The organism is Pseudarthrobacter sp. NBSH8 (assembly GCF_014217545.1).
GTDB lineage: Bacteria > Actinomycetota > Actinomycetes > Actinomycetales > Micrococcaceae > Arthrobacter.
The window spans coordinates 3164683-3190738 of sequence record NZ_CP043178.1 but is presented as its reverse complement, the minus strand read 5'-3'; the positions used below and the strand labels follow the sequence as shown (position 1 = coordinate 3190738).

Annotated in this window: 27 protein-coding genes; 17 read left to right on the top strand and 10 right to left on the bottom strand. The window is 66.3% G+C overall.

The genetic code is table 11. The annotated features are described in order from the left end of the window. Positions 1 to 7: 7 nt before the first annotated feature. The 3 genes from FYJ92_RS14690 to FYJ92_RS14680 all read right to left on the bottom strand — a co-directional run bounded on the left by FYJ92_RS14690 (position 8) and on the right by FYJ92_RS14680 (position 3233). The gene (locus tag FYJ92_RS14690) at positions 8 to 799 is read right to left on the bottom strand and encodes an amino acid ABC transporter permease (protein WP_185261352.1); all 792 of its coding nucleotides are present in this window, start codon (positions 797 to 799) and stop codon (positions 8 to 10) included. Positions 800 to 913: 114 nt separating this feature from the next. Further along, positions 914 to 1714 (bottom strand): ABC transporter substrate-binding protein, encoded by an 801-nt coding sequence (locus tag FYJ92_RS14685; protein ID WP_185261351.1) that lies wholly within the window; start codon positions 1712 to 1714, stop codon positions 914 to 916. A 172-nt stretch (positions 1715 to 1886) separates the two neighbouring features. Then, on the bottom strand, positions 1887 to 3233 hold the full coding sequence (locus tag FYJ92_RS14680) for an isochorismate synthase MenF (RefSeq protein WP_185261350.1): 1347 nt from the start codon (positions 3231 to 3233) through the stop codon (positions 1887 to 1889). A 120-nt stretch (positions 3234 to 3353) separates the two neighbouring features. Between FYJ92_RS14680 and FYJ92_RS14675 the strand changes: the two genes are divergently transcribed. From FYJ92_RS14675 to FYJ92_RS14660, 4 genes are all read left to right on the top strand, one after another. Then, complete coding sequence (locus FYJ92_RS14675; protein WP_255482424.1) at positions 3354 to 4130, top strand: demethylmenaquinone methyltransferase; 777 nt, start codon at positions 3354 to 3356, stop codon at positions 4128 to 4130. Positions 4131 to 4135: 5 nt separating this feature from the next. Then, positions 4136 to 5467: a geranylgeranyl reductase family protein gene (locus tag FYJ92_RS14670; RefSeq protein ID WP_185261348.1), complete on the top strand. Its 1332-nt coding sequence runs from the start codon at positions 4136 to 4138 to the stop codon at positions 5465 to 5467. After that, positions 5464 to 6564, top strand: coding sequence for a polyprenyl synthetase family protein (locus FYJ92_RS14665; protein WP_185261347.1), 1101 nt, complete (start codon positions 5464 to 5466; stop codon positions 6562 to 6564). The genes FYJ92_RS14670 and FYJ92_RS14665 overlap by 4 nt, the downstream gene beginning before the upstream one ends. A gap of 427 nt (positions 6565 to 6991) precedes the next feature. After that, a complete protein-coding gene (locus FYJ92_RS14660; protein WP_185261346.1) occupies positions 6992 to 7813 on the top strand; it encodes a DUF559 domain-containing protein in 822 nt (273 codons plus the stop codon). Positions 7814 to 7971: 158 nt separating this feature from the next. Here the strand turns inward: FYJ92_RS14660 and FYJ92_RS14655 are convergent, their stop codons facing one another. Together FYJ92_RS14655 and FYJ92_RS14650 are read right to left on the bottom strand one after the other, a co-directional pair. Further along, positions 7972 to 8400: a hypothetical protein gene (locus tag FYJ92_RS14655; protein ID WP_185261345.1), complete on the bottom strand. Its 429-nt coding sequence runs from the start codon at positions 8398 to 8400 to the stop codon at positions 7972 to 7974. A 13-nt stretch (positions 8401 to 8413) separates the two neighbouring features. After that, positions 8414 to 9136, bottom strand: a complete 723-nt coding sequence (locus FYJ92_RS14650; RefSeq protein ID WP_185261344.1) for a trimeric intracellular cation channel family protein — start codon at positions 9134 to 9136, stop codon at positions 8414 to 8416. 60 nt (positions 9137 to 9196) lie between these two features. On the opposite strand from FYJ92_RS14650, the gene FYJ92_RS14645 reads away from it, so the two are divergent. The 9 genes from FYJ92_RS14645 (at position 9197) to FYJ92_RS14605 (ending at position 18612) form a co-directional block, all read left to right on the top strand. Then, positions 9197 to 9931 carry a sirohydrochlorin chelatase gene (locus FYJ92_RS14645; RefSeq protein WP_185261343.1) on the top strand — a complete coding sequence of 245 codons (735 nt, stop codon included), beginning with the start codon at positions 9197 to 9199 and terminating at the stop codon, positions 9929 to 9931. Positions 9932 to 10071: 140 nt separating this feature from the next. Continuing rightward, a complete protein-coding gene (locus tag FYJ92_RS14640; protein ID WP_185261342.1) occupies positions 10072 to 11817 on the top strand; it encodes a nitrite/sulfite reductase in 1746 nt (581 codons plus the stop codon). Then, entirely contained in the window at positions 11814 to 12548 is a 735-nt protein-coding gene (locus FYJ92_RS14635) for a phosphoadenylyl-sulfate reductase (protein ID WP_185261341.1), read from the top strand. Before FYJ92_RS14640 ends, FYJ92_RS14635 begins: the two co-directional genes overlap by 4 nt. Then, positions 12545 to 13492, top strand: coding sequence for a sulfate adenylyltransferase subunit CysD (gene cysD / locus FYJ92_RS14630; protein ID WP_185261340.1), 948 nt, complete (start codon positions 12545 to 12547; stop codon positions 13490 to 13492). Before FYJ92_RS14635 ends, cysD begins: the two co-directional genes overlap by 4 nt. Continuing rightward, the gene (locus FYJ92_RS14625; protein WP_185261339.1) at positions 13493 to 14920 is read left to right on the top strand and encodes a sulfate adenylyltransferase subunit 1; all 1428 of its coding nucleotides are present in this window, start codon (positions 13493 to 13495) and stop codon (positions 14918 to 14920) included. Positions 14921 to 15152: 232 nt separating this feature from the next. Further along, on the top strand, positions 15153 to 16289 hold the full coding sequence (locus tag FYJ92_RS14620) for an ABC transporter substrate-binding protein (RefSeq protein WP_185263821.1): 1137 nt from the start codon (positions 15153 to 15155) through the stop codon (positions 16287 to 16289). A 37-nt stretch (positions 16290 to 16326) separates the two neighbouring features. Further along, a complete protein-coding gene (locus FYJ92_RS14615) occupies positions 16327 to 17052 on the top strand; it encodes an ABC transporter ATP-binding protein (RefSeq protein WP_185261338.1) in 726 nt (241 codons plus the stop codon). Continuing rightward, positions 17042 to 18010, top strand: coding sequence for an ABC transporter permease (locus tag FYJ92_RS14610; protein ID WP_185261337.1), 969 nt, complete (start codon positions 17042 to 17044; stop codon positions 18008 to 18010). Before FYJ92_RS14615 ends, FYJ92_RS14610 begins: the two co-directional genes overlap by 11 nt. A 152-nt stretch (positions 18011 to 18162) precedes the next feature. Next, positions 18163 to 18612: an SRPBCC family protein gene (locus tag FYJ92_RS14605; RefSeq protein WP_185261336.1), complete on the top strand. Its 450-nt coding sequence runs from the start codon at positions 18163 to 18165 to the stop codon at positions 18610 to 18612. 12 nt (positions 18613 to 18624) lie between these two features. Here FYJ92_RS14605 and FYJ92_RS14600 read toward each other — a convergent pair whose 3' ends face one another. Continuing rightward, positions 18625 to 19119 carry a cupin domain-containing protein gene (locus tag FYJ92_RS14600; RefSeq protein ID WP_185261335.1) on the bottom strand — a complete coding sequence of 165 codons (495 nt, stop codon included), beginning with the start codon at positions 19117 to 19119 and terminating at the stop codon, positions 18625 to 18627. Between the two features lie 75 nt (positions 19120 to 19194). Here FYJ92_RS14600 and FYJ92_RS14595 point away from each other — a divergent pair, with 75 nt between their 5' ends. From FYJ92_RS14595 to FYJ92_RS14585, 3 genes are all read left to right on the top strand, one after another. Beyond that, complete coding sequence (locus tag FYJ92_RS14595) at positions 19195 to 19848, top strand: TetR/AcrR family transcriptional regulator (RefSeq protein WP_185261334.1); 654 nt, start codon at positions 19195 to 19197, stop codon at positions 19846 to 19848. 93 nt (positions 19849 to 19941) lie between these two features. Beyond that, entirely contained in the window at positions 19942 to 21210 is a 1269-nt protein-coding gene (gene cobA, locus FYJ92_RS14590; RefSeq protein ID WP_185261333.1) for a uroporphyrinogen-III C-methyltransferase, read from the top strand. Between the two features lie 99 nt (positions 21211 to 21309). Then, on the top strand, positions 21310 to 22776 hold the full coding sequence (locus FYJ92_RS14585) for an FAD-dependent oxidoreductase (RefSeq protein ID WP_185261332.1): 1467 nt from the start codon (positions 21310 to 21312) through the stop codon (positions 22774 to 22776). A 130-nt stretch (positions 22777 to 22906) separates the two neighbouring features. Here FYJ92_RS14585 and FYJ92_RS14580 read toward each other — a convergent pair whose 3' ends face one another. From FYJ92_RS14580 to FYJ92_RS14570, 3 genes are read right to left on the bottom strand one after another with little or no spacing between them, the layout of a single operon-like run. Further along, a complete protein-coding gene (locus FYJ92_RS14580) occupies positions 22907 to 23347 on the bottom strand; it encodes an SRPBCC family protein (RefSeq protein WP_185261331.1) in 441 nt (146 codons plus the stop codon). Positions 23348 to 23368: 21 nt separating this feature from the next. Beyond that, positions 23369 to 24196 (bottom strand): DUF1206 domain-containing protein, encoded by an 828-nt coding sequence (locus FYJ92_RS14575; RefSeq protein ID WP_185261330.1) that lies wholly within the window; start codon positions 24194 to 24196, stop codon positions 23369 to 23371. 2 nt (positions 24197 to 24198) lie between these two features. Then, entirely contained in the window at positions 24199 to 24486 is a 288-nt protein-coding gene (locus FYJ92_RS14570; RefSeq protein WP_185261329.1) for a hypothetical protein, read from the bottom strand. A gap of 148 nt (positions 24487 to 24634) precedes the next feature. On the opposite strand from FYJ92_RS14570, the gene FYJ92_RS14565 reads away from it, so the two are divergent. Further along, positions 24635 to 25171, top strand: coding sequence for a hypothetical protein (locus tag FYJ92_RS14565; RefSeq protein WP_185261328.1), 537 nt, complete (start codon positions 24635 to 24637; stop codon positions 25169 to 25171). Positions 25172 to 25371: 200 nt separating this feature from the next. Here the strand turns inward: FYJ92_RS14565 and FYJ92_RS14560 are convergent, their stop codons facing one another. After that, on the bottom strand, positions 25372 to 26052 hold the full coding sequence (locus FYJ92_RS14560; protein ID WP_185261327.1) for a FadR/GntR family transcriptional regulator: 681 nt from the start codon (positions 26050 to 26052) through the stop codon (positions 25372 to 25374). Positions 26053 to 26056 lie beyond the last annotated feature (4 nt).

Genomic DNA, 26056 nt, shown 5'->3' with positions numbered 1-26056 from the left:
TCCCTGCCTATCGCTTGGTCCGCGCGGAGCGGCTTTCGAACTTCCGGGCCAGGAGGCTCAGCGGGATGGTGATGACCAGGTAGAAGGCGCCGGCTACGAGGAGCGGCGTCAGGCCTGCGCCCAGGCTGGAGATGCCGTCGCGGCCGAACTTGGTGAGCTCGTATTGTGAGGCAGTGAGGCCCAGGACGTAGATCAGCGAGGAGTCCTTGGTGAGCAGGATGACCTCGTTGGTCAGTGGTGGGAGCACAATTTTGAACGCCTGTGGAATGACGATGGACACCATGGCCCGCCACTGCGGCATGCCCAGCGAACGTGCGGCTTCGAGCTGTCCCTTAGGCACAGCCTGCAGGCCGGCGCGGAGGGTTTCGGCAATATAAGCCGAGGCCACCATGCCAAGCGAGATCATGACGATCACGGTGACGTTCCACTGGACGCCAAACGCGAGCGGGACACCGTAGCCGAAGGCGATGAACACCAGCAGCGCCGGCACACCGCGGAAGAATTCGATGTAGCCCGTGGCGATCCAGCGGTACAGCGGAAAGCTGGAGAGCTTCATCAGGGCCAGCAGCAGGCCGCCGGAAAGGCCCACGACGAAGCCGAGGAACGTGTAGATCAGGGTGTTCTTGAGGCCCACCAGGAAGATGTCCGGGAACATCGGGCCAATCTTGCCGAAGTTGAAGACGCTGTTGCCGACGGTCTTCCAATCGGTGGCCAGAACCAGTGCGGCCATGGCCACAACGAAGATGCCGATCTGGACATACAGGCTCACTCTGGCCCGTTGACGTGCTGTCATTGCCATGGGGTGCTCACATTCATTTGCGTGGCTGGGGCCCCGGACGGGCTGCGTCGCAGCTTGTCCGGGGCCCCAGCGGCGTCATTCTCTGGGCTGTGAAAGGTCAGTCCGAAACGCCGGCTACTTGGCGGTCTCGCCGAACCATGTGGTTTGGAACTTCTTCAGGGTGCCGTCGTCGGTCAGGCGCTTCAGGGTTCCGTTGACCTTCTCGGCCATGGCGGTGTTGCCCTTCTTGATGGAGATGCCAAGCTTCTCGCCGGTGGCGTAGTCATCCACGCGCTTGTACCTGGGGTCATCCTTGATGGCGTAGGCCAGGATTGACTGGTTGCCCAGGGCGGCGTCGATGGTGCCGGCCTGGAGGGCCTGGACCAGGAGGCCGCTGTCCTCGAACTGCTGGGCGTCGATGCCGTTTTCCGCCGCGTACTTTGCGCCCGTTGTGGCCTGCTGGACGCCGACCTTTTTGCCCTTGGCGCTGTTGATGTCCTTGATCCCGGATGCGGTGGTGGCCACGAGGGTGAGGTCGTCATCCATGTACGGGTTGGAGAAGTCCATTACGGACTTGCGGACGTCAGTGATGGAAACCGAGGAGATGGAGAGGTCGCAGCCGGTGAGGGCGGTTCCGGTTTCGATGGCCTCGAAGGAGCTGTCCACGATGCTGAGTTCCGCGCCGAGGTCCTTGGCTACTTCATTGGCGATGTCGATGTCGAAGCCAACGATCTTGCCGTCCTTCTGGAATTCGAAAGGCTCGTAGGGGACGTCGGAGCAAACGGTGAGCTTCCCGGCGTTAATCAGCTGGATGCCACCCTCGGACGCGGCCGGGGTGGTGCTGCCGCCGCACGCAGTGAGGGTGAGGGCGCCGACGGCCAGGATTGCTGCTGCCTTGGCGGCGATCTTGGCCTGGGCCAGGGACTTGAGCTGCATATTTTTTACCTTTTGTTGCAGGGGTATGCGGTACTAAATCGGTTCATAGTGTATCGCCGAAGGAGAGATGTGCATCACATGAAACTTAGTTTTACTATTGGATAACTAAATCACAACCAAAATCAAGCCCCGGGACGGGACCCCTGTCTGGGATTCCGGATACGCTGCCTAATCAGGTGGCGCCGAAGCCCAGCGATTCCAGCATCGGGCGGAACTTTGCCCACGTCTCCGCCAACTCGGCCTCAGGCTGAGAGCCATCCACTATGCCGCAGCCGGCATATAACCGAACGGTATGGGGATCCTCAATCACTGCGCCACGCAGCGCGATGCCCCATTCGCCATTGCCGGCGGCGTCGAGCCAGCCCACAGGACCCGCATACGGGCCCCGGTCCAGATGTTCCAGCTTCCGGATCAGGGCGCCGGCCACCAGTGTGGGCGTGCCGCAAACCGCAGCGGTGGGGTGCAGCGCGTTGATCAGCGCCAGGCACGTGGGCACGTGGCCCTCCACCTCGGCAAGCTCCGCCTTGACGTCCGATGCCAGGTGCCACACGTTCGGGAGCTCCAAAATGAAAGGTTCGTCGTGCGCGTTCATGGCCTCGGAAAACGGCGCAAGCTGCGACGTCAGCGACTGGATCGCGATCTCGTGCTCATGCCGCTGCTTCTCGGACCCGGCCAGCATCCGCTCGGCATAGTCCATGGGAATACCGGCTTCGCCGTGCGCATCGCGACGGTCCAGGGTTCCGGCCAGCACGCGCGCCTGGGCCGTGCGGCCCTCCACCTGGATCAGCATCTCCGGGGTAGCGCCTACCAGCCCGTCCACGCCGTAAGTCCAGCATTCGCGGTATCGCTCGGCCAGCTGTCGCAACACCTCGGCGGCGTTGACACCCGACGGCACGGTGGCCACGATGTCACGCGCCAGCACCAGTTTCTGCAGCGCACCGGTCCGAATCTCCGCCACGCCAGCGGCAACGGCGGCCATCCAGTCTTCCTCGCTGAGCGAGCCGGTGTGCAGGGTGGCTCCGTCGGCGGAGGGTAAAGGACGCACGACGCCGCCGGCCTCACCAACGCCGCCGGCCTCACCAACGCCGCCGCCACTTAACCAGCCCGCCAGGGCGGCGAGTGCACCCTCCTCGGTGAGTTCGCCGTCGTCGAACGTCAGCTGGGTGAGCCAGTACTGGCCGTCCCGGACGCCCACCACGATTTCCGGCACGATCAGCCGCGACACATGGGTGGACTTCTTGGAAAATGCGAAGGAGCCGAAAGCCACGGGGCCAGTGCCGGGCAGCTCCACGGAGTCGCAGATGTTGGCCTCGAGGACCTGGTGGCGCCACCAGATGTCGGCCTCGAGGAACCGCTCAGGGCCGGTGGCAATGAAGCGGGCAATTTCGCCGAAGCCCACCAGGCCGGCTTCGCGGCGGGTCCAGCAGAGGACGTCGTCCCGGACCAGAAACTGCGGCAGTCCGCCGGCAGATGCGTTGCCATCCAGGGGGACTGTGAGGGTGCGGAACGTGCTCGTCATGATGAGACAACATTACTCCCGCGCATACATGCGGCCGCGTGGGCCGTGCCCGTGCCTTGCTTTGGGCCCCGGACGGGCTCGTCGAAAGTCCTTCGCGAGTTTGTCTGAGACAATTGCATGGTGAACCGAGCATCCTTGGAAAAGCGTCCGGACGAAGTAGCCACGATGTTTGACGACGTCGCACCTAAGTACGACGTCGTCAACGATGTCCTCTCTATGGGGCAGACGCGCCGTTGGCGCAGGATCGTGGTGGACGCCATGGACATGAAGAGCGGCCAGCGGGTCTTGGACCTGGCCGCGGGAACCGGCACCTCCAGCGAGCCATATGCCGATGCCGGCATAGACGTCATCGCCTGTGATTTCTCCCTCGGCATGCTCAAAGTCGGCAAGCGCCGCCGCCCGGACATCAACTTCATTGCCGGCGACGCCACCAACCTGCCGTTCGCGGACAACAGCTTCGACGCCTGCACCATCTCGTTCGGGCTGCGCAACGTCAACGAGCCCAAGAAGGCGCTGGCCGAGATGCTCCGCGTCACCAAGCCCGGCGGCAAGCTGGTCATCGCCGAGTTCTCGGCGCCGGTGGTTCCGCTGTGGCGCACCATGTACACCGAATACCTCATGCGTGCCCTGCCGGCCATAGCCGTCAAGGTGGCCTCCAACCCGGACGCCTACGTGTACCTCGCCGAATCCATCCGCGCCTGGCCGGACCAGGACCACCTGGCCGCCTGGCTGCAGGAATCCGGCTGGGAAAAGGTCACGTATCGCAACCTGACCGGCGGGATCGTGGCCGTGCACCGGGCCACCAAACCCCCGGAATCCACGCCCGAGGGCGCCGCGGAAGCCATCGCCGCGCACAAGGGCCCTGTGGCCAAGCTTCGCCGCAACATCGTCCGCTGAACGGCATGAATGTTCTGATTGTCGGCGCGGGGCCAGCCGGTTCCACCGCCGCGCACTACCTTGCCAAGGCCGGCATCAACGTGACCGTCCTGGAAAAAACCAGCTTCCCGCGCGAAAAGGTCTGCGGCGACGGCCTCACCCCGCGGGCGGTCCGCGAAATCCAGAAGCTCGGCTTGCCGCACCCTGAAGCGGACGGCTGGCGCCGGAACAAGGGCCTCCGCCTCATTGCCGGCGGCCGCACCATTGAACTGCCCTGGCCCGAGGTCTCCGACTTCCCGCAGTACGGCCTGATCCGCACGCGACTGGGCTTTGACGAGGAACTGGCCCGCCATGCCCAGTCCGCCGGCGCCCAAATCCTCGAGCGGCACAGCGTCACCGAAGCTTTGCGGTCTGAAGACGGCCGCGTGACCGGTGTTCGCGCAGCGCTCCTGGACGAGTCCGGACGCAAGACGGGGGAGACGCGCCACTTCAGCGCCGACGTCGTACTCGCCGCAGACGGCAACTCCACCCGAACCGCCGTGTCGCTGGGCATCCACAAGCGCGACGACCGCCCCCTCGGCGTCGCCGTCCGCACCTACTTCACGTCGCCCCGGCACGATGACGACTGGATGGAAGGCTGGTTGGAGCTCCCCGGACGCGACGGAAAACTGCTCCCCGGCTACGGCTGGGTGTTTGGCGTGGGCGACGGAACCTCCAACGTGGGCCTCGGCATCCTGAATTCGTCCAGAGAGTTCGGCAAGCTCGACTACAAGCAGGTCCTGCGCGAATGGACTGCCGCCATGCCCGCCGAGTGGGGATTCACCCCGGACAACCAGGTGGGCGAAATCCGCGGCGCCGCGCTGCCCATGGGCTTCAACCGCACCCCGCACTACTCGCCCGGCCTCCTGCTCCTGGGCGACGCCGGGGGCATGGTCTCGCCATTCAACGGCGAGGGCATCTCCTACGCGATGGAATCGGCACGGTTCGCGGCGGAGTTCATCATTGACGCGTCCGCTCGTTCCTCTGCTGCCGGGGCAACGTACGACGCCGACGCGCACCTGGCGGGGTACGCGGACTATGTGCGGGGCCAGTGGGGATCGCACTTCACGCTGGGCCGGGCATTTGCCGCGCTGATCGGAAAACCCGCCGTTATGAAGCTCGCGCTGCGGACAGGGATGCCCATTCCAGTGCTGATGCGCTTTGTGGTGCGGCTGCTCGCAAACCTGACCGACCCGGCCGCGAAAGGCTTCGAGGACCGGGCCATCCGCGTCCTGGAGTCGCTGGTTCCGGCCACATCCAATACACCGTCGGCCTCGAATCAGCGGTATCGGCAACAAAAAGTTAGGGTTAACCAGTGACTAACTCCGCAGACCACAGCTGGACGCACGCCGGGCACGGCCTGCCGGACTCCGAACCCAGCCTCAATACCACCGCCATTGCCACGGGACTGCAGCTGCCCGCCGGCTTTGCGGCCATCGCGGAGGATGCCGAACTGGGCCCCGCCATCACCAACAACCTGGCCCGCGTGGAGAAGAAGCTCCGCGAGGCCATTGCCAACTCAGACCCGCTGGCTGATGCAACGTCGCGTCACCTCGTGGAAGCCGGTGGCAAGCGTATCCGGCCGCTGCTGACGCTGCTGTGCGCCCACCTTGGCGACGCCTCGCTGCCTGCCGTTGTGCAGGCTGCAGTGGTGGTGGAGCTGACCCACCTGGCAACGCTGTACCACGACGACGTTATGGACTCGGCCCCGTTCCGCCGCGGCGCTCCCACAGCCCACGAGGTCTGGGGAAACTCCGTGGCTGTACTCACCGGCGACCTCATCTTCGCCCGCGCGTCCATCCTGGTGTCCGAGCTGGGCTCACGCGCGCTGGGAATCCAGGCCCGGACGTTCGAGCGCCTGTGCCTGGGCCAGCTGCACGAAACGGTAGGTCCGCGCCCGGACGAGGACCCGGTGGAGCACTACCTGTCCGTCATCGCGGACAAGACCGGTTCCCTGGTGGCCGCGTCCGGCCAGCTCGGTGCCATCTTCGCCGGTGCCGACGAGGCCTACGAGGAGCTCCTGGTGGAGTACGGCGAAAAGGTGGGCGTGGCCTTCCAGCTCGCCGACGACGTCATTGATGTCACCGGCGTCAAGGTGAAATCCGGCAAGGCACCGGGCACGGACCTCCGCGAAGGTGTGCCCACCCTGCCTGTCCTGTTCCTGCGGCGCGATGCCGCAGCCGGTGACCAGTCCGCCGTCGACCTTTTGAAGCTCATTGATGGGGACCTGACCTCCGACGCTGCCCTGGCTGCCGCCGTGGCCGGGCTGCGCGAGCACCCCGTGACAGCCGAGTCCTGGGTGATTGCCCGCCGCTGGGCCGACGAAGCAATCGCCGCGCTGGCACCGCTTCCCGAGGGTGTTGTCAAGTCGTCGCTGGCCCACTTTGCCCTGGCTGTGGTGGACCGCGCGAGCTGATTCTCTTGTTGTCCAGCGGGGCCTCGACGGGGTGAACCTGGCCGGGGCCCTCGCTGTTTGCTTGGCGGACTTCGTTAAATGCAATAGCCCCGGTTCTCAGCGACGAAACGAATCACACGTTGCGTCGAACCGGGGCTATATCTCCGTTCGCATCAGACCCGCCGGAGGCGTTTAGCGGATCCGTGAACAGTGTATGACAGGTTTGTCACAGGATGCAAGCCTGCTGTTACTGCGCGTGTCACAGGCTTCTGGGCTTGCGGCCCTGCTGTATTTCCCCACGTTTGCCTGGAGATGCCGCTGGCAGCCCGGTGAGTTCTGCCGCCACGCCGGCACGGGCGCCCAAACCAGGGGAGACCCAGCGGCCCGGTTTTGCACATAGCTGATTTGGACACTGCCGGCGGGAGCAATGGTCGGCTCTGCTGGGAGCATGGACGTCACTTCTTACCTCAAGTACGCAGGCTCCGTTGCCAGGACAGCAACATTGCGTCAGGCCGGATTCTCAGATCGTAACATCCGGGTGGCCATTGAGGCAGGCCAGATGCGGCGGCTCCGGCACGGAGTGGTGGCACTGCCCGGAGCCGCTCCCGAGCTCGTGGGTGCGGTCCTGGCCAACGGTCTGCTCAGTTGCGGCTCGGCCAGCACACACCACCGGCTGTGGCGGCTGCACCAACCTGCGGCCCTTCACCTGCTCTGCCGGCACGGGGCTGCCGGGGATGTTGTGGTCCATCGTGAGAGTGTGGTGCCCCAGGATGTGCCCTGGCCAGTTGCCGGCTTGACCGATGTGCTGCTTCATGGCCTGCGGTGTTTACCGGAAGTCGAGGCCGCCGTCATGGTGGAGAGCGCGTTGCTGCAAGGCAGGACCACGCTGGATTACCTGCGCGGACACCTGCCGGGAAACCGAAACGGAGCCGCCCGCAGGGTCTTGGACCTGGTGGATGGCACCGCCGGTTCACCCATCGAGGTGGTGGCCCGGCTCCTCTTCCGGAGTGAGGGCATGTTCGTCCAGACCCAGGTTGATCTTCCCGGGATCGGAATCGTGGACTTCCTGCTGGAGGAATTCCTCATCGTGGAGCTCGACGGCGAAACGCATCTCCAGCCCAGACAGGTCAAGAAGGACCGGCTACGGAACAATGCGAGCACCCTGGATGGCTACGCTGTGCTCAGATACGGCTACGCGCAGGTGGTCTACAACCCGCAGAAGGTCGTGGACGAAGTGTGGCAGGTCCTACGCGGCCGCGTAGTGCGCTGAGATTCCCCTGCTTCGCTTCGAGAACCCGCCGACACTCCGGCAGATCGAGGAGGCTCGCCGGGCGGACCAGCCAAACCTGGGGAATTCCAGCGGCGGCCGGACGCCGAAGGGGGCAGGGCAGGAGGGGGCGGGGCAGGAGGGGGCAGGGCAGGAGGACCCTAGTTTTCTTCCTCGTCGTTGAAGGCCCACTCGAACATGTCGAAGACGAATTCGGAGAACGTGCCTTCTTCGCTCTTCCACTGGCCGCGGGCGTTGTTGCGGCGGTACACGATGGGGTCCGGGATGCCGAGGTCGCCTACGCGGAAGCCCCAGGTGAACTGTTCTTCCTCATCCTCGAGGAACATCAGGAAGCCTTCGTCATCCACTTCCAGCTCTTCGGGATCCCAGAAGTAGTGGTACGCCTCCATGATGTCCTCGCAGCCGCCCACCGCCAGGTAGAACTCGCGGAGGACCAGGGGAACCTGGAACTGGTGTTCGGCGAGGGCCGCGTCCAGTTCGTCGGCAGGCAGGCCGTCTTCTTCCTGCCATTCGTCCTCGAGATGGGTCGGAACAAGCGCGCGGAACTTCTCGAGGAACATTTCAGTCATGCTCATATCCTAGCTAACTGCGGCCTGCTCCCGAGCCGCTGCCAGCCCCATCAGCCCCGCCTCCGCCGGAGCCCCGCCGGTGCAAGCCACGTACAGCGAGCGGGACATACCAGGACCGGCGCCAGGCAGCCACGCGGAACGCGAACACCACGGCCGCCACCGCGCACGCCGTCAGCACATTGAAGGCGCCGGTGACCCAGAGCAGCGCGGTCAAGGCCGACCCGCTGAAGGCTGGCAGCGCGTAAAGGTCCCGGGGGTTGAACAGCTGCGGCACCTCGTTGGCGGTGATGTCCCGCAGCAGGCCGCCGCCCACCGCCGTGGTCACGCCGAGCAGCACGGCAGCCACCGGATTCATCCCCAGCGCCAGGGCCTTCAGCGTTCCGGTGATGCAGAAGAGGGCCAACCCGCCGGCGTCGAACAGCACCAGCAGCGAGGTATACCGCTGCACGCTGGAGTACAGGAAATACACCAGGACGGTGGCCAGGACCGGGGGAACCAGATACGCGGGGTTGGAGAAGGCTGCCGGCGTGGTGTTGAGGATGATGTCCCGGATGACGCCGCCGCCGAGGGAAACCAGGGACGCCAGCAGCAGCGACCCCACCAGGTCGAACTGCTTCCGTGCCGCCAACAGGGACCCGGAGACGGCGAAGAAGAAGACGCCGGCCAGGTCAAGCCATACCAGGTCGATGTCGAACGGCAATGTGTCGAACGGCAATGTGTCGAACGGCAATGTCATGTGGCGTCCCGGCGGTTTAAGGTGGGCGGACAGGGCGGCTCCAACGTTACGCTAGCCCTTATGAACAACCCGATCATGATCGCCTGTGCCCACGGGACGTCCAGCCCACAGGGCGCCGCGGAGGTCAACGCGCTGCGCGCAGGCATCGCCGCCCTGCGCCCGGGCCTGGACGTTCGCGAAGCCTACGTGGACGTCCAGGAGCCGGACCTCGTGGACGTGGTGGCGGGCCTCCCCGAAGAACAACAGGCCGTCGTTGTGCCGCTGCTCCTGAGCGTGGGCTACCACGTCAAGGTGGACATCGCCCGCGCTGTTAAAAGCCGTCCGGGCAGCCTGGCGGCAGCGCCGCTCGGCCCGGACCCGCGGCTCGCGGCCCTGCTGGACCAGCGCCTCCGCGAGGCCGGCGTCACGGACCGCGACGCCATCGTCCTCGCCGCCGCCGGCTCGTCGAACCCCAACGCCGCTGTCAGCGTGGAAGAGCTCGCCGACCAGCTCAGGGCGCTGCGGCGCAACCGGATTCTGCCCGCCTACGGTGCCTCTGCCCAGCCGTCGGTGCGCGACGCCGTCGCCATTCTGCGCCAGGAACTGGCCGGAGGTGCCGGGGCGGGGGAGTCCGCGGGGGCCGTGGACGACGGCGGCCGCGTGGTGATTGCCTCCTACCTCCTCGCGCCGGGGTTCTTCCACGACCAGCTGGCCAAAGCCGGTGCTGACCTCGTGACTGAACCACTGCTGCCCTCGCCGGTGCTCGCCGAGATTGCGCTGGAACGGTTCGACGCCGCCGTCGTACACGGTCAATAGGCGCCCCCGGGAACCGCAACGAAGCACAGCGGGCGGGCTTCTTCAAGGCTCTCTGGCGGTTCGTGACGAATTGTTTCCCTAGGTGACCTCCCGTTTCCGGACCTTTGTGACGCGCTCAGACGGGCACCTACAGTCGATGCATGACTGATACAGCTCTAGCCGGAGCGTCCGTGGACCCCGCCGCCGCCAAGCGCCCCGCGCGCGCCTCCCGCCCCGCTGCAAAGCCGCACGGGCAGTGGAAAGTGGACGGCAAAACCCCGCTGAACGCCAACGAAACCTGGAAACAGGAAGACGACGGCCTCAACGTGCGCGAGCGTATCGAGACCATCTATTCCAAGGACGGCTTCGACGCCATCCCCAGCCAGGACCTGCACGGCCGCTTCCGCTGGTGGGGCCTGTACACCCAGCGCAAGCCCGGGATCGACGGCGGCAAGACCGCCACGCTCGAGCCGCACGAGCTCGAAGACAAGTACTTCATGCTCCGGGTCAGGATCGACGGCGGCGCACTCACCACCGAGCAGCTGCGCGTCATCGGCCAGATTTCCGTTGATTTCGGCCGGGATTCCGCCGACCTCACGGACCGCCAGAACATCCAGCTGCACTGGATCCGGGTGGAGGACATCCCTGAGATCTGGAAGCGGCTTGAGGGCGTTGGCCTGTCCACCACCGAGGCCTGCGGCGACGTGCCCCGTGTCATCCTGGGCTCGCCGGTGGCCGGCATCGCTAAGGACGAAATCATCGACCCCACGCCGCTCATCGCGGAGCTGGGCGAGCGTTTCATCGGCAACCCGCTGCTGTCCAACCTGCCGCGTAAGTACAAAACCGCCATCACCGGCCACCCCAGCCAGGACGTGGTCCACGAGATCAACGACTTCGCCCTGGTGGGTGTCCGCCACCCCGAACTGGGCGTCGGCTACGATCTCTGGGCCGGCGGCGCGCTGTCCACCAACCCGATGCTCGGCAAGCGCCTGGGCGCCTTCGTGAAGCCCGAGGAGGCTGCCGAAGTCTGGCTCGGCGTCACGAGCATCTTCCGCGACTACGGCTACCGCCGCATGCGCACCAAGGCCCGCCTGAAGTTCCTGATGGCCGACTGGGGACCGGCGAAGTTCCGCCAGATCCTCGAGGACGAATACCTCGGCTACAAGCTGGCCGACGGTCCCGCCGCGCCCAAGCCCACCACCCCGGGCGACCACATCGGTGTGCACGAGCAGAAGGACGGCAAGTTCTTCATCGGCGCCACCCCGCTGGCCGGCCGCCTGTCCGGCTCGCAGCTGGTCAAGCTCGCGGACACCCTTGAGGCCCGCGGCTCCTACCGTCTGCGCACCACCCCGCACCAGAAGCTCGTAGTGCTGGACGTTGCCAAGGACCACGTGGAACCGCTGGTTGCCGAGCTGGATGCCCTGGGCCTCTCCGCCCGTCCGTCCGTGTTCCGCCGAGGCACCATCGCCTGCACCGGCATCGAATACTGCAAGCTGGCCATCGTGGAAACCAAGGTCACCGCCGCCACCGCCGTCGCTGACCTGGAACGCCGCTTGGCCGACCTCGCGGAGTCCGGCGAACTGCCGCACGCGCTGTCCCTGCACATCAACGGCTGCCCCAACTCCTGCGCCCGCATCCAGACCGCGGACATCGGCCTTAAGGGCATGATGCTGCCAACGCCCGACGGCGACCCCTCCCCGGGTTTCCAGGTCCACCTGGGCGGCGGGCTGGCTTCCAACAGCCGCGAAGAGGCAGGTTTGGGACGCACCGTCCGCGGCCTGAAGGTGTACGTCGAGGACCTGCCGGACTACGTGGAACGCGTGGTGCGCACCTTCGTGGCCAAGCGCGCCGAAGGCCAGACCTTCGCCGAGTGGGCCCACGCAGCTGACGAGGAGGCCCTCCAGTGACCGACACTCAGCCGGCGGCATCGCCTGCCAAGCTCCGCACCCATGACGAGCTCAAGGTCATCGCAGAGTCCGGCGCCGCCGAGCTCGGCTGGGACGCCCCCGCCCGCGACGTCATCGCCTGGGTGGAGCGCAACTTCGACCTCTCCTCTGTTGCGGTCGCGTGCTCCATGGCCGACGCCGTCCTGCCGGCCCTGGTCGCGGACCAGCTGCCCGGCGTCGACGTCCTGTTCCTGGAGACCGGCTACCACTTCCCGGAAACCTACGCCACGCGTGACGAGGTGGCCGCGAACCTCCGCGTCAACGTTGTGGACGTGTTGCCTGAGAACACCGTGGAACAGCAGGACCGGCTCCTGGGCAAGGACCTCTTTGCCCGCGACGCCGCCCAGTGCTGCGCCCTCCGCAAGGTGGCCCCGCTGCGCCGCACCCTGGCCGGCTACGAACTCTGGTTCACCGGCGTCCGCCGCGATGAGGCCCCCACCCGGACCAACACCCCGCTGGTGACCTGGGACGAGGTCAACGGCCTGGTCAAGGTCAACCCGGTGGCAGCCTGGACGTTCGACCAGCTGGTCCAGTACTCCGACGACAACCTCCTACCCGTCAACCCGCTGCTTTCCCAGGGTTACCCCTCCATTGGCTGCCAGCCCTGCACCCGCAAGGTGGCGCCCGGAGACGACCCCCGCGCCGGCCGCTGGGCAGGCACCGACAAGACAGAATGCGGACTACACGTATGAGCACTTTCCTAACTGAGGAGACCACCCAGGTGACTGAAGCCGCCGTATCTACGCGCCTCTCCAGCCTGGACACCCTCGAGTCCGAAGCGATCCACATCATCCGCGAAGTTGTGGCCGAGTTCGAGAAGCCGGCGCTGCTGTTCTCCGGCGGCAAGGACTCCGTGGTGATGCTGCACCTGGCCACCAAGGCGTTCTGGCCGGGCAAAGTCCCGTTCCCCGTGCTGCACGTGGACACCGGTCACAACTTCCCCGAGGTCATCGACTTCCGCGACCGGACGGTGGAGCGGCTGGGACTCAAGCTCGTCGTCGGGAGTGTCCAGGAGTTCATCGACCGCGGCGAACTCGCCGAGCGTGCCGACGGCACCCGCAACCCGCTTCAGACCGTGCCGCTGCTGGACGCCATCTCGCAGAACAAGTTCGACGCCGTCTTCGGCGGCGGACGCCGTGACGAGGATAAGGCGCGCGCCAAGGAGCGCATCCTGAGCCTCCGTGACGAGTTCGGCCAGTGGGACCCGCGCAACCAGCGCCCCGAGCTGTGGAACCTCTACAACGGCCGTCACACCGTGGGTCAGCACGTCCGTGCGTTCCCCATCAGCAACTGGACCGAGCTGGACATCTGGCGCTACATCGAACGCGAGAACATCGAGCTGCCGGGCCTGTACTACGCCCATGACCGCGAAGTGTTTGCCCGCGACGGCATGTGGCGTGCGGTGGGCGAGGTTTCCCAGCCGCTGCCGCACGAGCAAGTCATCGTCAAAACCGTCCGCTACCGCACCGTGGGCGACATGTCCTGCACCGGTGCCGTTGAGTCGGACGCAGCCACCGTGAGCGACGTTGTGATCGAAGTTGCCGCCTCCACCATCACCGAACGTGGCGCCACCCGTGCAGATGACCGCATCTCCGAGGCCGCCATGGAAGACCGCAAGAAGGATGGTTACTTCTAAATGAGCACCGACACGTCACTTCTGGCCGCCGAGCTGGAAACAGCCCTGCCCACCACTCTGTTCCGCTTCGCCACCGCCGGATCGGTCGACGACGGGAAGTCCACTCTGGTGGGCCGCCTCCTGCACGACTCCAAGGCGATTCTCGCTGACACGCTCGACGCCGTGGCCCGCACCTCCTCCGACCGCGGCTTTGGCGGCGAGAAGGGCGGGATCGACCTGGCCCTCCTGACGGACGGCCTGCGCGCCGAGCGGGAGCAGGGCATCACCATCGACGTGGCCTACCGCTACTTCGCCACGGACCAGCGCAGCTTCATCCTTGCCGACTGCCCCGGGCACGTCCAGTACACCAAAAACACGGTGACCGGCGCGTCCACGGCGGATGCCGTCGTCGTACTCATTGACGCCCGCAAGGGTGTCCTGGAGCAGACGCGCCGCCACCTATCCGTGCTGCAGCTGCTGCGCGTGGCGCACGTGATTGTGGCCGTGAACAAGATCGACCTGGTGGACTTCAGCGAGTCCGTGTTCCGCGAGATCCAGGCCGACGTGCAGCAGGTGGCCCGCGAACTGGGCATCGGCTCCGCTGAGCTGGGCAGCGCGGACCATATCGATGACCTGCTGGTGATCCCGGTGTCCGCCCTGGACGGAGACAACGTGGTGGACCGTTCCGAGCGCACCCCCTGGTACGACGGCCCGGCCCTGCTGGAGGTCCTAGAGACCCTGCCGGCCGCGGACGAGATCGACACGCAGCTGGAGAGCTTCCGCTTCCCCGTGCAGCTGGTCATCCGGCCGCAGGGTGCGCTGGCTCCCGATGCCGTTGCCGGTGGCCTGGACGTTGAAGCCTTCCGTGACTACCGTGCGTACGCCGGCCAGATCACCGAGGGTTCCGTGAAGGTGGGGGATTCGGTGTCAGTCCTCACGCCCGGCCAGTCTCCCCGCACCACCACGGTTACCGGCATTGATTTCGCCGGCGAGTCCCTGCAGGAAGCGTTCGCCCCGCAGTCTGTGGCGATCCGCCTGGCGGAGGAATTCGACGTCGCCCGCGGTGACACAATTGCCGCCGCCGGGACCTTCCCGGAGGCCACCGCCGACCTGTACGCCGCCCTGTGCTGGCTCTCGCCCAAACCGCTGCGTGAAGGTGCCAAGGTGCTGGTCAAGCACGGCACGCGCACTGTCCAGGCGCTGGTCCGCAGCGTCAGTGGCAAGCTTGACCTGGCCACGTTCAAGCTCGAAGGCGCGTCCAGCCTGGAGCTCAACGACATCGGCCACGCGCAGCTGAGGCTCTCGGCGCCGCTGCCGCTGGAAAACTACCTGCACCACCGCCGCACGGGCGCGTTCCTGGTGATCGACCCGCTGGACGGCAACACGCTCGCCGCGGGCCTGGTCAAGGACCACCCCGGCGACCACGAGGACGAGCGCTACTCGATCTGATCCGCTCAGCTTGAGCTGCCCTGCCCCGCATAGACGTTGCTGCCCAGCACCGGTTATGCGGGGCAGAGCCGTTTAGGGCCGCCCAGGATCTGTCCGCGGCGGTGTCTGGGCTGGGACGGAATCGGGCCGGGAATGTGACGCTGCATGAACCCGCGTGACCCCCCGTTTCTGCTTCATTGAATGGGTTTATGTCTCTCCCTATGGTGAAACAATGACCAGTTCAAGGCCCGGGATGACCCGCATCGTGGCAGGCGAAAACGCAGTACCCCAGCGCAAGCGTGCCCTCGAGGCGGCGCTGGCGATCGGGCTCGTCCTCCTGATCGCTGCCGGTGCCGTGGTGGCGTCCACCATTTCCCGCAATACGGCGGCTGAGGCAGCCATCCCGTCGCCCAGTCCGGCCGCGGAACTGAAGCTGGGCTACTTTGGAAACCTGACCCATGCCCCCGCCCTGGTAGGCCTGAAGCAGGGGATCTTCGCCCGGAACCTGGGCGACACCACGCTCAGCACCGAAACTTTCAACGCCGGACCCGCCGCGATCGAAGCGCTGAACGCCGGCGCCATCGATGCGGCATACATCGGCCCGAACCCGGCCATCAACTCGTTCGTCAAGAGCGAGGGGGAGTCCGTGAGCGTCATCGCCGGTGCGGCCGCCGGCGGCGCGCAGCTGGTGGTGCGTCCCGGGATCACGTCGGCGGCGGACCTGTTGGGCAAGACTCTGGCGTCGCCGCAGCTGGGCGGGACGCAGGATGTGGCGCTCCGCGCGTGGCTCGGCTCGCAGGGTTACAAGACCAATGTGGGCGGCAGCGGTGACGTGGCCATCAACCCCACCGAAAACGCCCAGACGCTGAAACTGTTCCAGGACGGAAAGCTCGACGGCGCGTGGCTGCCCGAGCCCTGGGCCTCCCGTTTGGTGCTCCAGGCCGGAGCCAAGGTCCTGGTGGACGAAAAAGACCTCTGGGACGGCTCGCTTTCCGGCAAGGCCGGCGAGTTTCCCACCACCGTCCTGATCGTCAACAAGAAGTTCGCCGCCGCGCATCCGGAGACCGTGAAGGCACTGCTGAAGGGCCACGTCGAGTCGGTGGCTTGGCTGAATGACACGCCCGACGCACAGAAAACAGCCGTCATCAACGAGGCCCTGCAGGAATCGGCAGGCGCGGCGCTTCCCGCCGATGTCCTTGACCGGGCCCTGAAGAACGTGGTGTTCACGGTGGATCCGCTCGCGGGAACCTACCCCAAGCTCCTGGAAAACGGGGTGCAGGCCGGCACCACCAAGCAGGCGGACATCACGGGACTATTCGACCTCCGGGCCCTGAACGACGTCATGGGGACCGCAGAACGTGTCTCCGCCGCCGGCCTCGGCCGGGACTGACCGCCACCTACCGCACCACCTACCTAAGGACGGGACCATGCCAGTCGTACTGGAAAACCTGGGCAAGCGCTTCGGCGACGGCGCCCCGGTGCTCGACGACGTCAACGCCACCATCGGCGCGGGCGAATTTGTAGCCCTCCTCGGTGCGTCCGGCTGCGGCAAGTCCACGCTGCTGAACATCATGGCAGGACTCGACGTCCCGACGTCGGGCGCCCTTGAAGTGCCCAGCGACGGCGCAGCTTTTATGTTCCAGGACGCCGCCCTCTACCCCTGGCTGACCGCCCGGGAGAACATCGAACTGGCCCTGAAGCTGCGACGTGTGGGGAAAGCTGAACGCCGGATCAAGGCCGACGAACTGCTCGAGCTGGTGCACCTCGGCGGGGCCGGGGACAAGCGTCCGCACGAGCTTTCCGGCGGTATGCGCCAGCGCGTGGCTCTGGCCCGGGCGCTGTCACAGGACCGGCAGCTGCTGCTCATGGATGAGCCGTTTGCCGCCCTGGACGCGATCACCCGCGACCTCCTTCACGACGAACTGGAACGCATCTGGAAGGAAACCGGGCGCACCATCGTTTTTGTCACCCACAATGTCCGCGAGGCCGTGCGGCTGGGCCAGCGCGTGCTGCTGCTGTCGTCCCGCCCCGGCCGCGTGGTCCAGGAGTGGGCCGTCACCGAGGAACACCGAACCGACGCCAGCTTGGCCGGACAGCTGACCGGGGTCATCACCGCCCGGTTGCGGGAGGAGATTCGCCGCCATGCCAAATAACCCCACGCCCCTCGCCGAGAGCGCCCCGCTGGTCGCGGCTGAGGCTGAGGCTACGCATGAAACCCGCAAAGTCCACGCCGCCCTGACGCGATCTTCCACCGGGAACGAGGACCTGCGCGAGCTCGAGGCCGGGCTGGATTCGCTGCAGTCCGACACCGCGCGCAAGCACCGGATCGACTGGGGCCGTGTGCTCCTGCCCGTCGCGGCCCTTGTGGCCCTTGTACTGATCTGGCAGTTCTACGTTTCCCTTGGCCTCAAGCGCCGCGACCTGGTTCCCGGTCCGCTGGACGTCCTCGGCCAGTTCGGTACCCTCTGGGGCGAGGCCAAGCTGCAGGAAGCGGTGTGGACTTCGCTGCAGCGCGGGCTGGTGGGGTTCCTGATCAGCGTTGCCATCGCCACCCCTGTGGGGTTGCTGTTAGCCCAGGTCGCGCCGTTGCGCCGGGCCTTCGGGCCGCTGATTTCGGGCCTCCAGGTACTGCCGTCTGTGGCCTGGGTACCCGCTGCCATCATCTGGTTCGGCCTCACGGACGCCACCGTCTACTTCGTCGTCTTTATGGGTGCTATCCCGTCCATCATCAACGGGCTGATCTCCGGCGTGGACCAAATTCCACCGCAGTACCGCCGCGTCGGCACGGTTCTGGGCGCCAACCGCTTCCAGATGGCCGTGCAGATCATCCTGCCTGCAGCGCTGCCCGGCTACCTCAGCGGGCTCAAACAGGGCTGGGCGTTCTCGTGGCGGTCGCTGATGGCGGCGGAAATCATCGCCGTTGGCGGCACAATCGGTTTCGGCCTCGGCTCCATGCTGAATCAAGGCCGCGACCTGTCGGACATGACCATCGTGATGTCAGCGATCCTCCTGATCCTGGCCGTCGGCATCCTGATCGAACTGTTGGTGTTCGCGCCGATCGAGAAGCGTCTCCTCCGCAGCCGCGGCCTGCTCGCGGGCAGTACGCGCTAGCCCAGCCAACCACATTGCGTAACTATTGGCCGCCCCGCAACGCACGGGGCCCGGGATTCCGCGGAACCCTGACCGTCGGCCGCTCAAAAGTTACGCATTCCGGTCGCCACACGTAGCCGAAAGTCCGCGGGAAGGTCTGGCAGACTGGCGCCATGACTGTCAGCTTCGTATGCCGCACCGCGTCCGCCCTCCCGCGGGAGCGCCTGTTCGATCTCGCACGCAGCATTGAGGCGCACCTGGATTCCCAGAAAGGTGCTGGGGAACGGGCTGTTGGCGGGGTCACCTCGGGCCTGATTGGTGAAGGCCAGGAAGTGACGTGGGCGGCCCGGCATTTGGGCGTCCCGCTGAGGATGACCAGCCGCATTACCGCACTGGACTTCCCCAACAGTTTCACGGACGAACAGGTCAAGGGCCCATTCAAAGGGTTCCGGCACGTCCACGAGTTCGAGGCCACGGCCACCGGCAGCATCATGACGGACCGGGTGGAGTTCACAGCACCGGTTGGGGTCCTGGGCCGCCTGGTCGAGGAACTGGTCCTGCGCCGCTACCTGCAGCGGCTCATCATCAACCGCGGCCGGTTCGTGGCCGGCCTTGAGGACTAAGGGGTCCCGAGGCTAAGCCTGGGGGAACGGCGGCGGTCCCAGGATTTCGATGCCGCCGTTCAACCGCCCTGATTCACGGATGCGGTCGAAATCCACAACGCCTGTTCTTTCGCCATCAACCAGCGGTTCACTCGCGCCAAAATAGAACGCCTGGGCGCCGCCTGGGGTGTGCAGGCACAGCATGCGGGTCCCCTCCTGGAGGACTTTGAACGCGTGCGGGACTCCCCTCGGCGCGATGACCACGCCACCCGCCGCGACCCGGTGCTCCGTGCCGTCCATGTTGATCAGGATCTCGCCGGCCAGGATGTAAAGCGTTTCGTCGGAGTCCGGGTGTGTGTGCAGGGGAGTGACCTTGTTGAGGGCCATCTCATCCTCGAAGAGCAGGAACGCCCCGGCAGTGTCTTCCTCCGTGGCCTTCCAGGTCTGCACCCCGCCGCCGAAGAACCAGCGACTGGCCCCTTCGCCGGGCTGCAGGACAACTGCGGATGCTGAGTTCTTCGTCTTCATGGTGGTCGCCTCTATAGTGGTCGGAAGACTTATGGGACTGTTGTCCCATAACAAGACTGGAGTACCATAAAGATCATGTCAAGACCCTACGTAGACGTCGGCCGCACCGGCCAGAAGCGCCGCACCCTTGAGGCGCTGGTCGCTGCGGCGCGCCAGCTTGTTGCGGATGGCGCCGCGCCCACGGTGGACGAGGCCGCGATGTTGGCCGGGGTGGCCCGCAGCACCGCCTACCGGTACTTCCCTGGGCAGCGGGAGCTGCTGGCTGCAGCCCATCCGGAAACCGCCGCCACGTCTTTGCTGCCCGAAAATCCGCCGGCCGACGTCGCGGAACGGCTGGACGCCGTCGTTGTGGAGTTCACCCGGATGATCGTCGAAACCGAAGCGCAGCAACGAACCATGCTGAGGCTCTCGCTGGAGCAGACCGCCGCCGAGCGTCGAAGCCTGCCCCTGAGGCAGGGCCGGGCGATCGTGTGGATTGCCGAAGCACTGTCGCCGCTCCAGGGGCAGATGACGGAGCAGGACATCCACCGGCTCGTCCTGGCCATCCGCAGCGCCACCGGGATTGAGGCGCTGATCTGGCTGACGGACATTGCCGGCCTGAGCCGCGACGAGGCTGTTGCCTCCCAGCGATGGAGCGCCCGCGCCCTGCTCCAGCAGGCTTTGCATCAGGGGCCCCCGCCCAGGGCGGGGTCTCTTACGGCCCATGATCCACCCCGGTTTGGGCCGTAACTGACCCCGCGTTGCGTTACGCCCGGTTACCTTACGTGAACTGGTGTTTCCGCTGCCGTTGGTGGTGAAACTGCGCGGCCCTACCGTTGATTCATGGCAATTCAGGATATATACCCCACAGCACTGCGGCTGCTCGGCCGCCCTGTGTTGGTGGTGGGTGGCGGCCCCGTGGCATCCCGCCGGGCCAAAGGGCTGCTCGACGCCGGTGCACAGGTCACCGTCGTGGCTCCCGTAGTCTCCGCCGCGCTCCGCGAACTGTCCGACGCCGGCCTCCTTGCCTGGGAGCCGCGCACTTACCTGCCGTCCGACGTCGACGGCGTCTGGTTCGTCCAGACGGCCACCGGCGATCCCGCCGTGGACACCCAGGTGTCGGCCGACGCCGAGGCGCAGCGCATCTGGTGCGTGAACGCCTCCGACCACGAAGCCTCAGCCGCGTGGACGCCCGCCGTCGCCGTGGTGGAAGACGTCCAGATCGCCGTGAATGCCGGGGGAGACCCGCGCCGCGCCATGGCCCTGCGGGACGCCGTCGCCACAGCCCTGGAAACAGGCGACCTCCCGCTGCGCCGCCGTCGTGCCTCTGCGGGCTCCGTGGCCCTTGTGGGTGGCGGGCCCGGCGATACCGGCCTCATCACCGTCCGCGGCCGCCGGCTCCTCGGCCAGGCCGACGTCGTAGTGGCAGACCGCCTCGGCCCGCGCGAACTGCTCAACGAACTGGCCCCCGATGTCCGCGTCATTGAGGTGGGCAAGACCCCCGGCCACCATCCCGTGCCGCAGGCCGAGATCAACCGGATCCTTGTGGACGAAGCCCTGAAAGGGCACCGCGTGGTCCGGCTCAAGGGCGGCGACCCTTACGTCCTGGGCCGCGGCGGCGAGGAAGCCGAATACTGCCGGCAGCACGGCGTCGAGGTGGAAGTGGTTTCCGGTGTCACGTCCGCGATCTCTGTCCCGGCCGCTGCCGGCATCCCCGTCACGCACCGCGGCCTGGCCAAGGGCTTCAGTGTTGTCACCGGCCATGAGGAGCTGTCCGAGGTCCCCGCGCGGGCAGACCACACCATCGTCCTGCTGATGGGCGTGGCCGCACTTCGCCACTCCGCCGCTGCCCTGGCCGGCGCCGGTTTGCCTCAGGACACTCCAGTTGGCATCGTTGAGAACGGCTATCTGCCGAATCAGCGCGTAACGATCGGCACGCTCGGTTCCATCGCCGACCAGGCGGAAGCCACCGGCGTCGCAAATCCTGCCGTGATTGTGATCGGCGATGTTGTCCGCGTCAGCCCGTTCGCGCCGTCGCACTTCAGGACAGCGGACTACAGCACCACCACCCCGAACCGCCCCCGCACCACCGCAAGAGCCCTCACCACCTAGCCACCCTCCCAACTAGGTAGCACCAACTGTCGTTATGAGCCCGCAAAACGACAGATAGTGCTACCTAGTTGGGCCGGAACGAACAAAAGGAACACAGCCGTGTCATCAAGCACCTCCGTAGGATCTGCCGAACGTCCGCTGCGCGTTGCCGTCGTGGGCTCCGGCCCGGCCGGCGTCTACGCCGCGGACATCCTCACCAAGAGCGAAGCCGTCAAGAGCGGCGCGCTGACCGTGAGCATCGACCTCTTTGACCGCTACCCGGCACCCTACGGCCTGATCCGCTACGGCGTCGCCCCGGACCACCCGCGCATCAAGGGCATCGTCAACGCCCTGCACAAGGTCCTGGACCGCGGCGACATCCGCTTCTTCGGCAACGTGGACTATGGCACGGACATTTCCATCGAGGATCTCCGCACGCACTACGACGCCGTCATCTTCGCCACCGGCGCCATCAAGGACGCGGACCTGAACATCCCGGGCATCGAGCTGGATGGCTCCTACGGCGGCGCAGATTTCGTCTCCTGGTACGACGGCCACCCCGACGTTTCCCGCGAATGGCCGCTGGACGCCACGGAGATCGCGGTGATCGGCAACGGCAACGTGGCCCTGGACGTGGCCCGGATGCTGTCCAAGCACGCCGATGACCTGCTGGTCTCCGAAATCCCGGACAACGTGTATGCCGGGCTGAAGGACTCGCCCGTCACGGACGTGCACGTCTTCGGCCGCCGCGGCCCGGCCCAGGTGAAGTTCACCCCGCTGGAACTCCGCGAGCTCAGCCACTCCAAGGACGTGGACATCATCCTCTACGCCGAGGATTTCGAGTTCGACGAGGAATCGGACCGCCAGATCCAGAGCAACAACCAGACCAAGACCATGGTGGGTACGCTCACCAACTGGATCGCCGAGCAGCCCGAGGACCTCTCCGAGCTGACCGCTTCGCGCCGCCTGCACCTGCACTTCCTGCACAGCCCCGTTGAAATTTACGACGACGCCGCGACGCCGGGCAAGGTTACCGGCATGAAGTTCGAGCGCACCGAGCTGGACGGCACGGGCAACGCGCGCGGCACCGGCGACTTCGTGGACTACCCCGTCCAGGCCGTCTACCGCTCGATCGGCTACTTCGGTTCGGCGCTGCCGGAGATCGAGTTCGACCACAAGAAGGGCGTGGTACCCAACGACGGCGGCCGCGTCCTGGACGCCGCCGGCACGCACGTGCCTGGCATCTACGCCACGGGCTGGATCAAGCGCGGACCGGTGGGCCTCATCGGCCACACCAAGGGCGACGCCCTCGAGACCGTGACGCATCTGCTGGAAGACCGCGAAAACCTTCCGGTCGCCGCTGTTCCCGACGCAGAGGCCGTCGTCGAACTCCTCGATGCCCGCGGCGTGAAGTTCACCAGCTGGGAAGGCTGGCTGGCGCTTGACGCGCACGAGCTCGCGCTTGGTGCCGCAGCCACGGAGGCCGGCGGATCCCACGGCGTTGAGGTCAAGCGCGAGCGCATCAAGGTGGTGCCGCGCGAGGACATGGTTGCCATCTCCCGCGATGGCGTAGCCGCCAACGTCTAGGACACAACCAACGCGGGGTCACTTCGCGCCCATAAATTCCCACTGGGATGGGCGCGAAGTGGTCCTCCCCACCCGCGCCCTAGCCTCGCAAGCTCGGCCAGGGAACCCTGCGGGCGTGGGCCCCGTTGCTTTAACGTCCCGCCGCTCCGGCCGCCATGAGTTCCAGCCGGCTGAGGGTTTCGCGGTTCCGGGCGCCGATCAGTGCGTCGCGCAGCACTTTGGGGACAATCTTGCCCGGTCCACGGATGGCGTCCTCGGCGATGGAAACCCGGCATTGCGTGCCCAGATCCTCCAGTGTGATCACCACTCTGGCTTCACCCAGCGGCCAGCCACGCGCCACTAGCTCCAGGGAGCGGCCGGGTTCAACGGCGGCCACACCGGTGCTGTCATTGATCACCAGTGGCCAGGCGCCCACGGAGTGGTGCAGCCGGGAGCCGGCCCCGGGCCACTGCGCGTCGACGGCCCGGATGCGGGAGGCGCCCACCACCCAGCCCGAGTAGAGCCAGCCGTCGGCGATCACTTTCCAGACGTCGTCGGCCGTGGAGTTGAACAGTTGGCTCACGGTTGACATTAGCTTCCCTTCCCTTGGTGGCTACATCCTGCCGAACCGGGCCCGGACCAGCGCGAACAGGCCGTAGCAGATGAAGCCCGCCCCAATCGCGACGAGCAGGTACGGGCCGAACATATGGTCCCGGAGTGCCTTCAGGCTGCCGTCCAAGCCGGTGGACTCTTCGGGACTATGCTTTGCCGCGGCGATCACGAACAGCAGACCGGCCAGGTTCAGGGCGATTCCCTTGGCCACGTGCCCGGCGACGCCGAGGGAGTCGATCAGCCTGCCGCGGCGGGTGCCCTCGAAGCGGAAGAGTTCCGGTTTGAATCCGCGCCGCAGCCCCTTCACCACAAAGTAGACGCCCACGCCCATGACGGTCAGGCCCACCGCCACCAGCAGAGGCAGTCCGAGTGGGGTTTTAAGGACTGCGGTGCTGAAATCGCGTGTGGTGTCTCCGGAATCTCCGCGCACGCCCACCGCGAACCCGGCGAAGCTGAGCCCCACGCTTCCGTAAGCAACTGCCAAAAATCCGGAGGAGACAAGCTTTCCCAGCCGCTGCTTCCGGGGCAGATGCCGCGATCGGAGCGTGGCTTCGCTCAGCTGCCACGCCGCCAGCCCGGTGCAGCCCACCACGCACGACCACAGCACGGCTGGTCCCCACGGGTTGGCCCCCAACTGCTCGATGGCCCCGGTGGCTTCTGCCTGACCCGGCTGCCCGAAGGCTATGGCGACGGAAATCGCGCCAACGATGATGTGCAACAGGGCCATCACGGCAAATCCGGAGCGAGCCACAATGTCCAGCGCCTTGGTATCCGACGCTTCCTCGACAGCGTCTGCCGCTTCGCTGATGCTGGATTCCCCGTCTGCCATCGTTAGCCGTTCATCGGTCCTTCGGCGTGCAGTTTTCCTGCGCCTGGTCCGGTTACGTGCACGGTACAGCGGACCACCAGCTTGCCTGGAGAATGATCGAGTTCCACGAGGCTGTCATTGGCACTCAGTGCGGTGAAGACCTCAGAACCGTTGACCACGGTGACCCCCTTGGCCCTGGCCGTCGCGGTGGCGTTCTGCAACGCTTCATGCTCGAGGCCCGACACGTATGCGCCATTATTTTCCCGGGCGGGGTCGCCAAATGCCCACCCGAACAAGGTCGCTGTTTCCATGGCCACGATGTTACGCGTATCCGCTGTTGAAGACGGGGTTCCGTAATATTAGTAAGTGTGCTTACGATGGCGTGAGCATGATCTTCATGGACCAGTGAGAACCGCACCGGCGGCACCTCAGAACCAGCTCAACGTAAGGAAGCACATCATGGCAGGAAATCTTGTTGCCCGCTCCGTCCACGACCTGACGGCCGCGGCTTGGTTCGGCGGTTCACTCATGGGCGCCATCGGATTGAACGGTGCGGCCGCGGATGCCAAGGACCCGGCCGAACGGACCCGGCTCTCCAGCGCAGGCTGGATGAAGTGGGCGCCGGTCCAGACTGCGGCTTTCGCCTCGCATTTGCTGGCTGACCTCGCCATTGCCTTTGAGAACAAGGACCGCATCGCGAAGCAGGACGGCGTTGCTCGGGACACCGTAATCAAGACGGCGGTGACCGTGGCCGGCGCCGCCGTGACACTTTACGCCGGGATCCTCGGTAAGAAGGTGGACCAGCTCGCGGACCAGGGCGGCGAGGGGGCCACGGAGCCCAGGGCGGGGGCCTCCGATGAGCTGAAGTCGGCGCAGCAGCAGCTCAAAATGCTGCAGTGGGCCATTCCTGCTTTCGCCGGTGCCGTGATTATCCTCGGTGCCAAGCATGGTGAGATGCAGCGGCCTAAGAACGTGTTCCAGGGCCTCCGCCCCTGACCGGCAGCAGCACTTAGACGCGGTAACGCCCGACGGCGGTTCGGCACCCAGGTGCCGGACCGCCGTCGGGCGCTATGCACATTGGCTGGCGACGCGCAAAAAGGCTGGCGCTCTCGATATTCCCCGTGCGCCAGCCATTTTGCGCCTCGAAATTAGCTTTGCGCGTCGAAACTGGCCGCGTCGAAGTCGAACGGGAGGACCTACGCCCGCAGCCACTCCGCGCAGGTGTTCAGGTTCTGGTTGACGCTGGCCACCGCGGAATCGGCGTCGTGGGCCTCGATGGCGTCCACCACGGCACCATGGCCTTCCTTTGTGAGACCGTCCAGCCTGCCCTTGCGCTGCTGTTTGAGTAGGTCCTGGTGGAACACGTCGCCGAAACTGACGTAGAGCTCATGCAGCAGCGGGTTCCCGGAGGCCTTGGCAACGCGCACGTGGAAGTCCCAGTCCGCGCGGGCCCACCCCTCGAAGTCACCAGCGGTCCAGGCGACTTCCCGGGTGGCGAGCACGGCACGCAGGGCAGTGACGTCGTCGGCCGTTGCATTCCGGGCCGCGAGGCGCGCCGCCTGCGTGTCCAGGCCGAGCCTGACCTCGAGGATGTGTTCGTCCGTGTGGTCCTGGTACATCCGTCGGGCGGCGCCGGACATCTCGCTGGTGGCGCGGACGTAGGTGCCGTCGCCGCGGCGGACCTCCAGCATCCCGCTATGCGCCAGGGCTTTGATGGCTTCGCGCAAAGTGCCGCGCGAGACGCCCAGGCCCTGCATCAGCTCCGGCTCGGACGGGATGCGCTGGTCCAGGGTCCATTCGCCGGAGTGGACCATCTGCCGGAGTTTGGCGGTGACCTCGTCGGCGAGGGGCTGGCGGTGTGAGGTGCTCAGGGTCATGGCG

Bases quoted from the DNA above. Each gene is read 5' to 3' on its own strand.
- FYJ92_RS14690 (WP_185261352.1), bottom strand. From the start codon at position 799: ATGGCAATGACAGCACGTCAACGGGCCAGAGTGAGCCTGTATGTCCAG.
- FYJ92_RS14685 (WP_185261351.1), bottom strand. From the start codon at position 1,714: ATGCAGCTCAAGTCCCTGGCCCAGGCCAAGATCGCCGCCAAGGCAGCA.
- FYJ92_RS14680 (WP_185261350.1), bottom strand. From the start codon at position 3,233: ATGACGAGCACGTTCCGCACCCTCACAGTCCCCCTGGATGGCAACGCA.
- FYJ92_RS14670 (WP_185261348.1), top strand. From the start codon at position 4,136: ATGAATGTTCTGATTGTCGGCGCGGGGCCAGCCGGTTCCACCGCCGCG.
- FYJ92_RS14660 (WP_185261346.1), top strand. From the start codon at position 6,992: ATGGACGTCACTTCTTACCTCAAGTACGCAGGCTCCGTTGCCAGGACA.
- FYJ92_RS14655 (WP_185261345.1), bottom strand. From the start codon at position 8,400: ATGACTGAAATGTTCCTCGAGAAGTTCCGCGCGCTTGTTCCGACCCAT.
- FYJ92_RS14650 (WP_185261344.1), bottom strand. From the start codon at position 9,136: ATGACATTGCCGTTCGACACATTGCCGTTCGACACATTGCCGTTCGAC.
- FYJ92_RS14645 (WP_185261343.1), top strand. From the start codon at position 9,197: ATGAACAACCCGATCATGATCGCCTGTGCCCACGGGACGTCCAGCCCA.
- FYJ92_RS14640 (WP_185261342.1), top strand. From the start codon at position 10,072: ATGACTGATACAGCTCTAGCCGGAGCGTCCGTGGACCCCGCCGCCGCC.
- cysD (WP_185261340.1), top strand. From the start codon at position 12,545: ATGAGCACTTTCCTAACTGAGGAGACCACCCAGGTGACTGAAGCCGCC.
- FYJ92_RS14625 (WP_185261339.1), top strand. From the start codon at position 13,493: ATGAGCACCGACACGTCACTTCTGGCCGCCGAGCTGGAAACAGCCCTG.
- FYJ92_RS14620 (WP_185263821.1), top strand. From the start codon at position 15,153: ATGACCCGCATCGTGGCAGGCGAAAACGCAGTACCCCAGCGCAAGCGT.
- FYJ92_RS14615 (WP_185261338.1), top strand. From the start codon at position 16,327: ATGCCAGTCGTACTGGAAAACCTGGGCAAGCGCTTCGGCGACGGCGCC.
- FYJ92_RS14610 (WP_185261337.1), top strand. From the start codon at position 17,042: ATGCCAAATAACCCCACGCCCCTCGCCGAGAGCGCCCCGCTGGTCGCG.
- FYJ92_RS14605 (WP_185261336.1), top strand. From the start codon at position 18,163: ATGACTGTCAGCTTCGTATGCCGCACCGCGTCCGCCCTCCCGCGGGAG.
- FYJ92_RS14600 (WP_185261335.1), bottom strand. From the start codon at position 19,119: ATGAAGACGAAGAACTCAGCATCCGCAGTTGTCCTGCAGCCCGGCGAA.
- FYJ92_RS14595 (WP_185261334.1), top strand. From the start codon at position 19,195: ATGTCAAGACCCTACGTAGACGTCGGCCGCACCGGCCAGAAGCGCCGC.
- cobA (WP_185261333.1), top strand. From the start codon at position 19,942: ATGGCAATTCAGGATATATACCCCACAGCACTGCGGCTGCTCGGCCGC.
- FYJ92_RS14580 (WP_185261331.1), bottom strand. From the start codon at position 23,347: ATGTCAACCGTGAGCCAACTGTTCAACTCCACGGCCGACGACGTCTGG.
- FYJ92_RS14575 (WP_185261330.1), bottom strand. From the start codon at position 24,196: ATGGCAGACGGGGAATCCAGCATCAGCGAAGCGGCAGACGCTGTCGAG.
- FYJ92_RS14570 (WP_185261329.1), bottom strand. From the start codon at position 24,486: ATGGAAACAGCGACCTTGTTCGGGTGGGCATTTGGCGACCCCGCCCGG.
- FYJ92_RS14565 (WP_185261328.1), top strand. From the start codon at position 24,635: ATGGCAGGAAATCTTGTTGCCCGCTCCGTCCACGACCTGACGGCCGCG.
- FYJ92_RS14560 (WP_185261327.1), bottom strand. From the start codon at position 26,052: ATGACCCTGAGCACCTCACACCGCCAGCCCCTCGCCGACGAGGTCACC.